Annotated in this window: 12 protein-coding genes; 8 read left to right on the forward strand and 4 right to left on the reverse strand. The window is 65.5% G+C overall.

Annotated features, from left to right (window positions below; genetic code table 11):
• The first annotated feature begins 8 nt into the window (after nucleotides 1-8).
• The gene (locus tag P0X85_RS04765; protein ID WP_275809283.1) at nucleotides 9-839 is read left to right on the forward strand and encodes a glucosamine kinase nucleotide-binding domain-containing protein; all 831 of its coding nucleotides are present in this window, start codon (nucleotides 9-11) and stop codon (nucleotides 837-839) included.
• The gene (nagA, locus tag P0X85_RS04770; protein ID WP_275809286.1) at nucleotides 827-1,984 is read left to right on the forward strand and encodes an N-acetylglucosamine-6-phosphate deacetylase; all 1,158 of its coding nucleotides are present in this window, start codon (nucleotides 827-829) and stop codon (nucleotides 1,982-1,984) included. Before P0X85_RS04765 ends, nagA begins: the two co-directional genes overlap by 13 nt.
• Here the strand turns inward: nagA and serB are convergent.
• Nucleotides 1,960-2,832, reverse strand: coding sequence for a phosphoserine phosphatase SerB (serB, locus tag P0X85_RS04775; protein ID WP_275809289.1), 873 nt, complete (start codon nucleotides 2,830-2,832; stop codon nucleotides 1,960-1,962). The two genes, nagA and serB, sit on opposite strands and share 25 nt — an antisense overlap.
• Nucleotides 2,833-2,841: 9 nt before the next feature.
• Nucleotides 2,842-3,726, reverse strand: a complete 885-nt coding sequence (locus P0X85_RS04780; RefSeq protein ID WP_275809292.1) for a Stf0 family sulfotransferase — start codon at nucleotides 3,724-3,726, stop codon at nucleotides 2,842-2,844.
• A gap of 150 nt (nucleotides 3,727-3,876) precedes the next feature.
• On the opposite strand from P0X85_RS04780, the gene P0X85_RS04785 reads away from it, so the two are divergent.
• The 5 genes from P0X85_RS04785 to P0X85_RS04805 all read left to right on the forward strand — a co-directional run bounded on the left by P0X85_RS04785 (nucleotide 3,877) and on the right by P0X85_RS04805 (nucleotide 11,163).
• On the forward strand, nucleotides 3,877-5,022 hold the full coding sequence (locus P0X85_RS04785; RefSeq protein WP_275809295.1) for a phosphoserine transaminase: 1,146 nt from the start codon (nucleotides 3,877-3,879) through the stop codon (nucleotides 5,020-5,022).
• Nucleotides 5,023-5,091: 69 nt separating this feature from the next.
• On the forward strand, nucleotides 5,092-6,684 hold the full coding sequence (gene serA / locus P0X85_RS04790) for a phosphoglycerate dehydrogenase (RefSeq protein WP_275809299.1): 1,593 nt from the start codon (nucleotides 5,092-5,094) through the stop codon (nucleotides 6,682-6,684).
• Nucleotides 6,685-6,779: 95 nt separating this feature from the next.
• Nucleotides 6,780-7,517 (forward strand): metallophosphoesterase family protein, encoded by a 738-nt coding sequence (locus P0X85_RS04795; protein ID WP_275809302.1) that lies wholly within the window; start codon nucleotides 6,780-6,782, stop codon nucleotides 7,515-7,517.
• Nucleotides 7,518-7,622: 105 nt separating this feature from the next.
• Nucleotides 7,623-8,798 carry an acetyl-CoA C-acyltransferase family protein gene (locus P0X85_RS04800; RefSeq protein ID WP_275809305.1) on the forward strand — a complete coding sequence of 392 codons (1,176 nt, stop codon included), beginning with the start codon at nucleotides 7,623-7,625 and terminating at the stop codon, nucleotides 8,796-8,798.
• Nucleotides 8,799-8,931: 133 nt separating this feature from the next.
• A complete protein-coding gene (locus P0X85_RS04805; protein ID WP_275809308.1) occupies nucleotides 8,932-11,163 on the forward strand; it encodes a response regulator in 2,232 nt (743 codons plus the stop codon).
• Here P0X85_RS04805 and recQ read toward each other — a convergent pair.
• Both recQ and P0X85_RS04815 read right to left on the reverse strand, forming a co-directional pair.
• The gene (gene recQ / locus P0X85_RS04810; RefSeq protein ID WP_275809311.1) at nucleotides 11,160-13,226 is read right to left on the reverse strand and encodes a DNA helicase RecQ; all 2,067 of its coding nucleotides are present in this window, start codon (nucleotides 13,224-13,226) and stop codon (nucleotides 11,160-11,162) included. The two genes, P0X85_RS04805 and recQ, sit on opposite strands and share 4 nt — an antisense overlap.
• A gap of 3 nt (nucleotides 13,227-13,229) precedes the next feature.
• On the reverse strand, nucleotides 13,230-13,523 hold the full coding sequence (locus P0X85_RS04815; RefSeq protein WP_275809314.1) for a YggT family protein: 294 nt from the start codon (nucleotides 13,521-13,523) through the stop codon (nucleotides 13,230-13,232).
• 154 nt (nucleotides 13,524-13,677) lie between these two features.
• On the opposite strand from P0X85_RS04815, the gene P0X85_RS04820 reads away from it, so the two are divergent.
• Nucleotides 13,678-14,208, forward strand: a complete 531-nt coding sequence (locus P0X85_RS04820) for an acyl-CoA thioesterase (protein WP_275809317.1) — start codon at nucleotides 13,678-13,680, stop codon at nucleotides 14,206-14,208.
• Nucleotides 14,209-14,262: the final 54 nt, after the last annotated feature.

The raw sequence follows: 14,262 nt of genomic DNA on the forward strand, positions 1-14,262 counted from the left end.
GAAACGACATGCTGTTTCTGGGACTCGATGGCGGCGGCACGGGATGCCGCGCGCGCCTCGTAGACGGTGCGGGTACCACCCTGCGCGAGGCGAGCGCGGGGCCCGCGAATGTCGCGACCGACCCCGAGGGCGCGCTGACCAATATCCGCACCGCCGTGACCGAGGCGCTGAACGGCACCGAACCGGGCGGGCTGCGTGCCGTCTTCGGGCTGGCGGGCACCAATCTCTCGGGCGCAGGCCCGCGGATCGAAGCCGCCTTCGACTTTCCCACCCATGTCGTGCAGGACGTGACCACCACGCTGCGCGGCGCCCTTCGGCATCAGGACGGTATCGTTGCGGCCATTGGCACCGGCTCTGTCTTTGCGCGCCAGATGGACGGGCATACCCGTGTAATCGGCGGCTGGGGCCTGCGCCTCGGCGACGAGGCTTCGGGCGCGTGGATGGGCCGCGCCCTGCTCATTCGGGTGACGCAGATGCTTGACGGGTTGGTCACGCCCACGCCGCTTCTGGCCGAGATCGGCGGCGAGCTGGGCGGCGCGCCGGGCGTCGTCCGGTTCAGCCTGCAAGCGGCACCCGCCGATTACGCCGCCTTCATGCCGCGCATCCTTGCCGCCCGCGAAGACCCCGCCGCCCGCGCGATCCTCGACGCCGCCCGCGCCGAGATCCGCCGCGCTATCACCCGCCTGCAACCGACCGACCGCGCGCCCCTGCCGGTCACCTGGACCGGCGGCCTCGGTCCGGTTCTCGCACTGTCGGACTGGCCAAGCCTGCCTGCCCGTGGCACATCTCTGGACGGAGCCGTCTGGATGGCCCGGCAGGAGGAAACATGGAGCAACTGATCCTGTGTGGCGCGCGGGTGTTCGACGGCACCCGGCTGCATGACGACCGAGCCGTGGTGATCGAAGGCGACCGCATCGCGGCCCTCGCACCGCTGTCCGCCCTGCCCGACAGCGCACCAAGGGTCACGCTCGATGGCGGCGTGATCGCCCCCGGCCTCGTCGATCTGCAAGTCAATGGCGGCGGCGGCGTGATGCTCGACGGCACCGCCACGGTCGAGCAAATCCGCACGATCTGCGCGGCCCATGCCCGGCTTGGCGCGACCTCGATCCTGCCCACCCTCATCACCGACACGGCGGGCGCGACCCGCTCGGTGCTGGCTGCCGGCATCGCCGCCGTGCCGCGCGTGCCGGGCTTTGCGGGGATGCATCTCGAAGGGCCGCATCTCGACCCGCGCCGCGCGGGCGCGCATGATCCCACGCTGATCAGGCCGATGGATCAGGACGATCTCGAAACCCTGCTCGAAGCCAAAACCGGCCTGCCTGCGCTGATCGTGACGCTGGCCCCCGGCGCCGCCACGCCCGAGCAAATCCGCGCCATGACCGATAACGGCATCCTCATCAGCCTCGGCCATAGCGACTGCACGCGCGACGAGGCCGAGACCGCGCATCTGTCAGGCGCGCGCCTCGTGACCCATCTCTTCAACGCCATGAGCCAGCTTGGCTCGCGCGAGCCGGGGCTGGTGGGTGCGGCCCTCTCGCTGCCGCTCCATGCCGGGCTGATCGCGGATGGCATCCATGTCCACCCCGAGACCATCCGCCTTGCGCTTCAGGCCAAGACCGAGGGCGAGATTTTCCTCGTCTCGGACGCAATGGCCTGCGCGGGCACCGACCAGACCGAGTTCACCCTCGGCGGGCGGCGCATCCTGCGCCAAGACGGCAGCCTGCGGCTGGAGACCGGAACGCTCGCGGGCGCGGACCTCTCCCTGCCCGACGCGATCCGCTTCATGGTGACCGAGATCGGTCTGCCGCCCGAACGCGCGCTCGCCATGGCCAGCCGCATCCCCGCCGGTCTGATCGGATCACAGGCCGGACGCATCGCGCCGGGCCTGCCCGCCGACCTGATTCACCTTGGCGAGGACTGGCACCTCGCCGCCGTCTGGCAGGCGGGCAAACCGCTCGCTCAGCCGAAATCCTCGACCGCGTAACCCTGAATATAGAGCAGCGCGCTCAGGTCGCCGTGGTTGATGCGGATATCGCACTGCGCCGCGACCGAGGGCTTGGCGTGCAGCGCGACACCCGCGCCCGCCATGCCTAGCATCCCCAGGTCGTTGGCCCCATCGCCCACGGCCATCACCGCGTCATGCCCGATGCCCAGCCGCTCCGAAATCTCGACCAGCGCCTGCATCTTGGCCTCACGCCCAAGGATCGGCCGCGCCACCTCGCCCGTCAGATGACCATCCGCCACCAAAAGCGTATTGGCCCGGTTCTCGTCAAAGCCCAGAACCCCCGCGACATGGCCCGTGAACGCCGTGAACCCGCCCGAGACCAGCGCCGCATAGGCGCCGTTCGCGCGCATGACGCGCAGCAGATCGTGGCCGCCCGGCATGAAGGTGATCCGCGTCTCGATGACCTCGGCAATCACACTCTCGGGCAGACCCTTGAGCAACCCCACACGCTCGGTCAGCGCCCCCTCGAAATCCAGCTCGCCATTCATCGCCCGCGCGGTGATGTCCTTCACCCGCTCGCCTACGCCCGCGACATCGGCCAGCTCGTCGATGCATTCCTGCTGGATCATCGTGCTGTCCATATCCGCCAGCAGCATCTTCTTGCGCCGCCCCGCCTCGGGCTGCACGACCAGATCGAACCCCATCCCTTGCAGGCTCTCCCAGACATCCCAGCGATTGTCCGGCACCGCGCCGATGGCGAACTCCGCCGCGATATTCGGGTTGAGCCAGCGCGCCTCGCCGCCGCCCCATGCATTGCGCAGCGACTCCACGGTCGGAGCATCCAGAGTGGCCGCCGTAGGCGCGGCGAGAAGGGTGACGATATACATGGCGGTGCCCTAGCTTTGCTCGGGGGAATGAAGGCGCGCTATCCGGTCGGCCCGGCGGCGGGTGATTTCTGCGACAAAGGGCGCGTGCTCACGGCGGAAACGTTCCGCGAACTCCTTGGCCTTAGTCCCCTTTAGCTTTCTGTGTGAAGAGGGTGGATGGTCCATTTCCGGCAGATCGACCCCGACATGGCGGGCGATCCGCGCCACGGTCTCGTGCTCGGGCCGCGCGACGGTCTGCTCATAACTGATCCGCAGCGGCACGATACCGTGGGCGGACATCATCGCCTCGATTCGATCCTCTTGCAGGCAATAACTCGCCATCGCATACATTATCTGATTTGGATCATATTCGAAGCGAGCCTCCGCAACTTCCTGCGCCGCATCATCAGCCTTAACGGAGTGAGAAACGGCAGTCTGGCCCATCTTAGAAATCGAAATCGCCTGCGCGACGACATCTTCGCGGATCAGCCATGTATATGAAGTCGGCCGCAACAAGCTCAGCATGTTTTCGGCACCGTGCAGTGTATTGTTCAGATGCGCGTATGTCATCTCGACGCCAAACGTGCCTGACGTGTTGCGCCGCCGCATGAGAACATTGGTATACGTTGCCAAGTCACGCGCTTGAAACGCTTGCGCCATCTTGGGCACAAATGCAGGATTAAACGCTTCGCCGGGCTGGCTCATCACGCCCGTTCGGGAAAGTAGTTCCGTCAGCCGCGAGCTGCCCGAGCGTGGAGTAAAAAAAACGACATAGCGACGTTCGGGTTCCGGTAACCCCAATAGTCGCGATAGCTTGTCTTCATCAACCTGAACTTCGTCAAACAAACCTTGCCAATGCCGTTCCAGCCCGGGATTTGGATTCGCCAAAATGGCCTGATACTTCAATGCAGTCATTACTTTCCACACCTTCGGTCCTGTGCTCAGAGTATTCCCGCGCTTCGCTTAGACGAATTTTCCCTCTTGCGCCAGTGACGTTGCCCGCGTATCTCCGGCGGCGGGACACCCTTCCCCAACGAAGGGCATATATCTGGAAGGATACCAGCAATGGCTATTCAAGCTCCGGCGACGCGGCCGGCTAACCCGCGTTTCTCCTCGGGCCCCTGCTCGAAGATCCCCGGCTTCTCCCTCGACCAGCTTTCCGATGCCCCCCTGGGCCGCTCGCACCGTGCCGCTGTCGGCAAGGCCAAGCTGAAAGAGGCGATCGAAACCACCCGTGAAATTCTCGGCGTGCCCGCGGATTACCGCATCGGCATCGTCCCCGCCTCCGACACCGGCGCCGTGGAAATGGCGCTCTGGTCGCTGCTCGGCGCCCGCCCCGTCACCATGTGCGCATGGGAAAGCTTCGGCGCTGGCTGGGTCACCGACGTCGTGAAACAGCTCAAGCTCGACGCGACCGTGAAGACCGCCGAATACGGCGAGATCGTCGATTTCGGCACCGTCGATTTCAACACGGATGTCGTCTTCACCTGGAACGGCACCACCTCGGGCGTGCGCCTGCCGAATGGCGACGCGATCCCGGCGGACCGCGAAGGCCTGACCATCTGCGACGCGACCTCGGCGGCCTTTGCGATGGAGCTGCCCTGGGACAAGCTCGACGTCACCACCTTCTCCTGGCAGAAAGTGCTGGGCGGCGAAGGCGGCCACGGCGTGCTGATCCTGTCGCCCCGCGCGGTCGAGCGCCTTGAATCCTACACCCCCGCATGGCCGCTGCCGAAAATCTTCCGCATGACCAAGGGCGGCAAGCTGATCGAAGGCATCTTCAAGGGTGAGACCATCAACACCCCCTCGATGCTCTGCGTCGAAGATTACCTCGTTGCGCTGAACTGGGCGAAATCGGTGGGCGGCCTCAAGGGCCTCGTGGGCCGCGCCGCCGCCAACGCACAAACCGTCTGGGATTTCTGCGCCGCCAAACCGTGGATCGAAAACCTCGCCACCGACCCGGCGACCGCCTCGACCACCAGCGTTTGCCTGAAGTTCAACGACGCGCGCATCAAGGATGGCGCGGCCTTCGCCAAGGCCGTGGCCAAGCGCCTCGAAGCCGAAGGCGTGGCGCTCGACATCGGTGCTTATCGTGACGCGCCCGCCGGTCTGCGGATCTGGTGCGGCTCGACCATCGAGCAAGCCGACATTGCGGCGATGCTGCCTTGGCTCGAATTCGCCTTCGAGGCGGAAATCGAAGCGCAAGCCTGATTGATCGAAAGCGGCGGGCCGCCCAAGGCCCGCCCCCCTTTCCCCCCATTTTGACATAGGAGCCCCATCATGGCCCCCAAGGTTCTCATCTCAGACAAACTCTCGGACGCAGCCGTTCAGATCTTCAAGGATCGCGGCATCGACGTCGATTTCCGCCCGGACCTGGGCAAGGACAAGGACGCGCTCGCGGCCGAAATCGGCAAATATGACGGTCTCGCCATCCGCTCGGCGACCAAAGTCACCGCGAAGCTTCTCGAAAACGCGACCAACCTGAAAGTCGTCGGCCGCGCCGGGATCGGCACCGACAACGTCGACAAGGAAGCCGCGTCGAAAAAAGGCGTGATCGTCATGAACACGCCGTTCGGCAACATGATCACCACCGCCGAGCACGCCATCGCGATGATGTTCGCCGTCGCCCGCCAGATCCCCGAAGCCTCGGCCTCGACCCATGCCGGCAAATGGGAAAAGTCGAAATTCATGGGTGTGGAACTGACCGCCAAAACGCTGGGCGTGATCGGCGCCGGCAATATCGGCGGCATCGTCTGCGACCGCGCCAAAGGCCTCAAGATGAAGGTCATCGCCTACGATCCCTTCCTCTCGGAAGAGAAAGCCGAGAAAATGGGCGTCGAAAAGGTCGAGCTGGAGACCCTGCTCAAGCGCGCCGATTTCATCACCCTGCACGTCCCGCTGACGGATTCGACTCGCAACATCCTCTCGCGCGAAAACCTCGAGAAGACCAAAAAAGGCGTGCGCATCATCAACTGTGCCCGCGGCGGTCTGGTCGATGAAGAAGCGCTGGCGGACCTGCTGAAATCGGGCCATGTCGCGGGCGCGGCCTTCGACGTGTTCTCGGTCGAACCGGCCACCGAAAACCCGCTCTTCAACCTGCCCAACGTGGTCTGCACCCCGCACCTCGGCGCATCGACCACCGAAGCGCAGGAAAACGTGGCGCTGCAAGTTGCCGAGCAAATGGCGAATTACCTGCTCGACGGCGCGGTCGAAAACGCGCTGAACATGCCGTCCATGACCGCCGAAGAAGCGAAAACCATGGGCCCGTGGGTCAAGCTCGCCGAGCATCTCGGCTCGTTCATCGGCCAGATGACCGACGACGCGATCAAGGCGATCAACATCACCTATGACGGCATCGTCTCGGAGATGAACCTCAAGGCGCTCGACGCGGCCGTGATCGCGGGCGTGATGAAAGCCTCGCAGCCCGACATGAACATGGTCTCGGCCCCGGTCATCGCCAAAGAGCGCGGGATTCAGATCTCGACCACCTCGCAGGACAAGACCGGCGTGTTCGACGGCTATATCAAGGTGACCATGGTCTCCGAGTCGAAAGAGCGCTCCATCGCGGGCACCTGCTTCTCGGATGGCAAACCGCGCTTCATCCAGATCAAGGGCATCAATATCGACGCCGAAGTCGGGAACCACATGCTCTACACCACCAACGCCGACGTGCCGGGCATCATCGGCAAACTCGGCGCGGTGCTGGGCGATCACGGCGCGAACGTCGCGAACTTCACGCTGGGCCGCTCCAAGGCCGGCGGCGAAGCCATCGCGATTGCCTATCTCGACGACTCGGTCGAGGCGGGCGTCATCAAGGAACTCAAGGCCACCGGCCTGTTCCAGCAAGTCAAGGCGCTCGAGTTCAACCTCTAAACCCGACCCCGCTGAACCGACCCCCGGTGGCCCCGCGCCGCCGGGGGTTTTTCTTTGCCCGTTGCATGCCGCCCGCGCGCGCCTAGATTAATCCCATGAGTGACCTCACCTATGCCATCGGCGACATTCACGGCCAGCTCGACAAGCTGCGCCACGCGCAAGAACTGATCGCAGCCGACCGCGCCCGCAGCGGCAACGCGGCCCCGATCGTGCATCTGGGCGATCTCGTCGACCGCGGGCCAGATTCGCGCGGGGTGGTCGCGCATCTGATGGCCGGTCAGGCACGCGGCGAGAACTGGGTGGTGCTCAAGGGCAATCACGACCGGATGCTGCTGAACTTCCTCGCCGATCCCGAAATCCCCGATCCCGGCCTCTCGCGGCCGCTGCCCTATACGTGGAAGAATATCGGCGGCGCGGATACGCTCGACAGCTACGGCGTGCCCGGCGGCCTTGAACGCCCGCTCGGCGATCTGCACGCCGAGGCCCTCCGGGCCGTGCCGCAATCGCATCGTGACTGGCTCGCATCCCTGCCGCTCTGGCATCGTCGTGCAGAGGCGCTATTCGTCCATGCGGGCATCCGCCCCGGTATCGCGCTGGCGGCCCAGACCGAAGACGACCTGATCTGGATTCGCGGCGCCTTCCTCGACGATCCGCGCGACCACGGTTTCCTCGTCGTTCACGGGCATACCGCGATTGATGCGGCGACCCATTACGGCAACCGGCTCAATCTCGATACCAAGGCGGGCTATGGCGGCCCGGTCACCGCCGCCGTGATCGAGGGCCGCCGCGCCTGGCGTCTCACCGAGCACGGGCGCGAGGAAATCGCCCCGTGACGTGCCGTCCGGACATATAACGTTCCGTCACTTCCCAAGCGTCACCTAGCGCGAAGCCCGCCGCCCGCATAGGCTCCTCCCAACGGATTTTCAGGAGGAACCCCCATGACCGGCATCGTCATTCTTTCCGGCGCGCGCACCGCTATCGGCGGCTTCGGCGGCAGCCTCTCGGGCTTTGCCCCGATCGAGCTTGGCACCATCGCCGCCAAGGCCGCGATGGAGCGCGCAGGCGTCGCGCCCGAGCAGATCGGGCAGGTCGTCTTCGGCCATGTGCTCAACACCGAACCGCGCGACATGTATCTCAGCCGCGTCGCCGCTCTGGAGGCGGGCATCCCGAACGGCACGCCCTGCATGAACGTCAACCGGCTCTGCGGCTCTGGCGCGCAGGCCATCGTCTCTGCGGCACAGGCGCTGATGCTGGGCGACGCCGATTTCGCCCTCGCAGGCGGTGCCGAATCCATGAGCCGCGCGCCCTACATCCTGCAAACCGCCCGCTTCGGCCAGAAGATGGGCGACACCCGGATGCTTGACATGATGACCGGCGCGCTGACCTGCCCGTTCGGCACCGGACATATGGGCGTCACCGCCGAAAACGTCGCCGCCGAGCACGACATCACCCGCGCCGCGCAGGACGACTTCGCGCTCGAAAGCCAGCGCCGCGCCGCCGCCGCCATCGAAGCGGGCGTCTTCCGCGACGAGATCATCCCGGTCGAGATCAAGACCCGCAAAGGCGTGACCGTTTTCGACACCGACGAACACCCCAAATCCACCACTGCCGAAGCCCTCGCCGGTCTGCGCGCCGTGTTCCAGAAGGACGGCACCGTGACGGCGGGCAACGCGTCGGGCATCAATGACGGCGCAGGCGCGCTCGTGCTCGCCCGCGAAGAGGCCGCCGCCGCCGCGGGCCTCACGCCCCGCGCGCGCATCGTCGGCTACGCCGTCGCGGGCGTGCGCCCCGAAGTCATGGGCATCGGCCCGGTCCCGGCAGTGCAGAAGCTCTGCGAGAAAACCGGCCTCAAGGTTTCGGATTTCGACGTGATCGAGTCGAATGAAGCCTTCGCCGCGCAGGCGCTCGCCGTGTCCAAGGAGCTTGGCCTCGACCCCGCCAAGGTGAACCCGAACGGGGGCGCCATCGCACTTGGCCACCCGGTCGGCGCGACCGGCGCGATCATCACGGTCAAGGCACTGCACCACCTTGAGCGGACCGGCGGCAAGCTGGGCCTCGTGACGATGTGCATCGGCGGCGGGCAGGGCATCGCACTCGCCATCGAGCGCCTCTGAGGGGTGACCAGTCCCCCGATCTATTTCGGATTTTAACAAACATCCGGCCCCGTTTGCGGGCCGGATTAAGCGTTAATTCACACGCAGCCGCCAATCATGGCCCCGACTCGAACCGGGGGAACTGGCGGCACGCATGGCCTTCAGCATCGCAGATAAACTCGCCCATGAACGGCGGGCCAGACTCGCAGCCGAGCGGCTGCTCGAGCAAAAGAAACGCGAACTCTTCGCCGCCAATCAGAAACTTGCGCTGCATGCCCGTGCGCTCTCGGATCAGATCGTCGAACAGCGCAACGGCCTCGTGCGCGCCCTGAACGAGGCAGAGACACTGAAAGGCGAAAACAGCCGGGTGCTCAGCGATCTGGAGCGCGCGAATTCCGTGGCCCTCATCGCGCAACGACGGCTTTGGGACGCGCTCGAAACCATCGAGGACGGCTTCGCCGTCTATGATGCCGACCTGCGTCTCGTCGTCGCCAATCAGGCCTATCTCTCCTTCTTCAAGGGTGAGATCGCTGTCGCCCCCGGCGTCACCTATGACTCCGTTTTGCGCATCGTCGCGCGCCACGGCCTCGTCGATCTGGAGGGGCGCGACCCGCTCGACTGGCATCATGACATGGTCGCCCGTATCCGCCGCGATCAGATCGCCCCTTTCACGCTGCGCACCCGGAACGGCCACCATCTGCGCCTGATCGACCGCTGGGGCGAGGATGGCGATCTCGTCTGCCTCGCACAGGACATCACCGACACGATCCGCCGCGAAGAGGAGCTGCGCGACGCCCGCGACAAGGCGGAGGCCGCGAACCGCGCCAAATCCGCCTTCCTCGCCAATATGAGCCATGAGATCCGCACCCCTATGAACGGGGTGGTCGGCATGGCGGAACTGCTCTCGGACACCGACCTCAGCGAAGACCAACGCCTCTACGCCGAGACCATCCGCTCCTCGGGCGAGGCGCTCCTCACCATCATCAACGACGTGCTCGACTACTCCAAGATAGAGGCCGAACGCCTCCGTCTCTACCCCGAGGAATTCGATCTCGAACGCTGCGTCCACGAGGTCATGGTCCTGCTGCAACCCTCGGCGCGCGACAAGGGCATCAAGCTGCTCGTCGATTACGACCTGTTCCTGCCGACCCGCTTCATGGCCGATCCGGGCCGGATGCGGCAGATCCTCACCAATTTGCTCGGCAACGCGGTCAAATTCACCACCGACGGGCATGTCCTCGCCCGCATCGTCGGCTTCGAGAAGGGCGATGGCCTGTATGAGCTGCATATCACGGTCGAGGATACCGGCATCGGCATCGCCGCCGACCAGATCGAGCATGTGTTTGGCGAATTCAATCAGGTCGAAAGCGCGCAGAACCGCAAGTTCGAGGGCACCGGGCTGGGGCTGGCGATCACCCGCCAGCTCATCGAATTGATGGAGGGGTCGGTCTGGGTCGATAGCGAATTGGGGCGCGGCTCATGTTTCGGGTTCAAGATCCTCGTGCCCCGCGCCGAACCCGCCGAACCGATCGACGCGCCCAGCCCGCCGATCACGCTCAAGGCCGCGCTCGTGGTCGATGATCTGCTGGTGAACCGTGTGATCCTTGAACGTCAGCTTCAGACCTACGGGCTTGATGTCACGCTGTGCCGCACCGGGGCAGAGGCGCTGAACGTGATCGAGGATGGCGGGCGTTTCGACATCGTTCTGACCGATCATCAGATGCCCGAGATGGACGGGGTGCAACTCGCGCAAAAGCTCCAGGAGGCAGGGATCGACACGCCGATCCTGCTGCTGACCTCGGATTCCGAAGCCTATGAGCAGGCCCGCGACCGATGCGCCCTTGCGGGTTGCCTTGAAAAGCCGGTGCTGCGCTCGGACCTGTTTCATACATTGCAAACGCTCTCCGCCCCGCCACCGGACGAGGCGACCCCGCCCGAGACGACCGCCGCCCCCATCGCGCCGCCGCCCCCGGACCGGCCAATGCGCATTCTGGCCGCCGAGGATAACCGCACCAACCAGCTTGTGCTGAGCAAGATGATCAAGGAGTGCGACATCGAACTGACCTTCGCCAATAACGGGCGCGAAGCGCTGGACATGTGGCATCGCCTACAGCCCGATTTCATCTTCATGGACATTTCCATGCCCGAAATGGACGGGAAAGAGGCCGCCCGCGCGATCCGACTCGCCGAAGCGGGCACCGGCCGCCATGTCCCGATCTGCGCACTGACGGCCCACGCGATGGAGGGCGACAGCGAGGGAATTCTGGCCTCCGGGATCGACGACTACCTGACCAAGCCACTCAAGAAGACCGCGCTGATCGAACGGATGGAACATCACCGCACCCAAGGCACGCGCCCGATCCGGCCAGAGGCCGGGCCCGGCTAGTCGCTTTCTTCGATGATCTCGAGGAACCGCTCGGCGAAGCGCTCCAGCCGCGCCTCGTTCAACCCACCGACCCGCGCCAGATCGGCACGTGACCGGGGTTTCATTTCGGCGATCTTGCGCAACGCCCCCGTCGAAAGGCTCAGCGGCCGCTCGGTGCCGTCCGCGCCACGCTGCAAATCAAGCTGCGCCTGCGCGAGCCGATCGAACAGCGCCCCGGCATCGCGCCCCGCCAGCTTGCGACGCGCCGGATGCATCGGCGCAACCTCGCCAGCGATCACCTCCAGAAACGCGTCGCCATAGCTCTCCAGCTTTTTCGCGCCCACACCGTTGATCCGCGCCATCGCGTCCACCGTCATCGGGCGCGTCTCGGCCATCTCGATCAGCGTCTTGTCGTTGAAGATCATATAGGCCGGCAGTCCCGCCGCCTCGGCCAGCGCGCGCCGCTTCGCCTTGAGCGCGGACAAGAGCGGCGCATCTTCGTCGGAAACCAGCGTGCGCACCACCGGACCCGTTCGCGCCGTGCGCACGAGATCGCGGCGCAGCGTGATCCGCTCCTCGCCGCGCAGGATCGGATGGGCGCGCTTCGTCATCACCAAGGCCCCGTGCCGCGACAGGTCGGGCCGCATCAGATCGTGTCCCAGCATCTGCCGGAACACCGCCTGCCACTGCACCCGGCTCAAGTCCTTGCCGACCCCGAAGGTCGGGAGCCGGTCATGCCCGCGCGAGGTGATCCGCTCATTCGTCTGCCCCAGCAGGATCTCGATCAGATGCCCCGCGCCATAGCTTTCTTCCGTCCGCAACGCCGCCGAAAGCGCCTTGCGCACCGGTTCGGTCGCATCGAACAGCTCGGGCGGCGTCTCGCACAGATCGCAATGCCCACAAGGCGTCTCCAGCACCTCGCCGAAATAGCCCAAAAGTTGCACCCGCCGACAAGCGGTCGCCTCGGCCAGCCCCAACAGCGCGTTCAGCCGCCCGTGATCCGCCGCCTTGCGATCGGGCGGCGCGAGGCCCTCGTCGATCTGCGCGCGCCGCAGCCGGATATCCTCGGGCCCATAAAGCGTCAGCGTCTCGGCGGGCGCGCCATCGCGCCCCGCGCGACCGATCTCCTGATAATAGCCCTCGATGGATTTCGGCAGATCGGCATGGGCGACCCAGCGAATATCGGGTTTGTCGATCCCCATCCCGAAGGCCACGGTCGCCACCACGATCAGCCCGTCCTCACGCTGGAACCGTGCCTCGACCGCGCGGCGGTCGTCGGCCTCCATGCCGCCGTGATAATGGCAGGCCGCGTGACCCGCCTCGACCAGCGCCTTGGCCAGCGCCTCGGTCTTGGCCCGCGAGGCGCAATAGACGATCCCCGACTGTCCCTTGCGCGCCTCGGCAAAGCGCAAGATCTGCTGGCGCGGCTGGTTCTTGGGCTCGAACGCCAGGTGAATATTCGGCCGGTCGAATCCGCGCAGAAACGTCTCGGGCGCGCGCCCATCGAACAGCCGCGTGACGATCTCGGTCCGGGTTTCCTCGTCGGCGGTGGCGGTAAAGGCCGCAAGCGGCACGCCCAGCGCGCGTTTCAGATCGCCGATCCGCAGGTAATCGGGGCGGAAATCATGACCCCACTGGCTCACGCAATGGGCCTCATCGACGGCGATCAGGCTCACCTCATTGCGCCGAAGCAGCGCCAGCGCCGCCCCCGAGGCCAGCCGCTCGGGCGCCATATAGAGCAGCTTGAGCCGTTTCTCATCGAGCGCGGCAAAGACCTCTTCGGTCTCTTCTTCCGTATTGCCCGAGGTCAGCGCCCCCGCCTCGACACCCGCCTCACGCAGCCCCCGCACCTGATCGCGCATCAGCGCAATCAGCGGCGAAATGACCACCGTCAGCCCGGGCAAACACAGCGCAGGCAATTGAAAACACAGTGATTTTCCACCACCCGTCGGCATGATCGCCAGCGTATCCCGCCCCGCGATCACCGCGCGAACGATATCTTCCTGTCCGGGGCGAAAGCTCTGAAACCCAAAGACCGAGGCCAAAAGCCCCTCGGGTGTCGCCGCTGTCAGCCCATCCGCCATGCCTCAGTAGCCGTAAAAGAAGCCCTGATTGTTATAGAGCGCCTGCCGGATGATGATCAGGATGATGAAGGCCACCAGCGGCGCAAGGTCGATACCGGGTGTTGCGGGCAGGAACCGGCGGATGCGCGAATAAAGCGGCTCCAGCAGGTTGTTCAGCCCATACCAGATCTGCGCGACGAGCGGCTGGCGCAGGTTGAGCACCTGAAAATTGATCAGCCAGCTCATCACGATATGCGCGATCATGATGAACCAGACGACCTGCAGGATCAGCGAAATGGCCTGATAGAGCGTAACCATGCGAAATCTCCGGTTGGGTCTGCCCTAGGTATGCCAGAGCGGCGCGCCTTGCAACCGCGGCCAAATCGCCAATTCGAACAATTGCCCGCCTGCCGTCACGTTTCCGTTGACCCTCTCGCTGCGACGCGGCACCCATGGCACACAGGAGACCGCCATGTATCCCATCTTCCGCTTTGCCAAAGTCATGCTTCAGGCCCGCCGGATGGCACCGCTGCCAATCCTCGGCACGCATGTCAGCCACCATATCTGCTGGCCATGGGACATCGACCCGTGGATGGAGCTGAACAACGGGCGCACGCTCACACTCTACGATCTGGGGCGGATGCCGCTGGCGATGCGCACGGGGCTGGCGGGCGTGCTGCGGCGCAATCGCTGGGGCATCGTCGTGGCCGGCGCCTCGATCCGCTACCGCCGCCGGGTGCAGGCGTTCCAACGCTTCGAGATGCGCTCGCGCTGCGTGGGCTGGGACAACCGGTTCCTCTATATGGACCAGAGCATGTGGCGCAACGGCGAGTGTTCGAGCCAAGTGTTGATCCGGGGCGCGGTTACCTCGTCCAAGGGCATGGTCCCGCCCGAGCGCCTGCTCGAAGCGCTTGGCTCCGACGCCCAAAGCCCGCCGCTCCCCGCTTGGGTGCAGGGCTGGATCGACGCCGACAACACCCGCCCCTGGCCGCCCGAGGCGTGACGGCCCAAGCCCGGCCTTGCGCGCCGACCCGAAATCGGGCTTGATCTGCGCAAA

The organism is Pseudothioclava nitratireducens (assembly GCF_029210495.1).
Lineage (GTDB): Bacteria > Pseudomonadota > Alphaproteobacteria > Rhodobacterales > Rhodobacteraceae > Pseudothioclava > Pseudothioclava nitratireducens.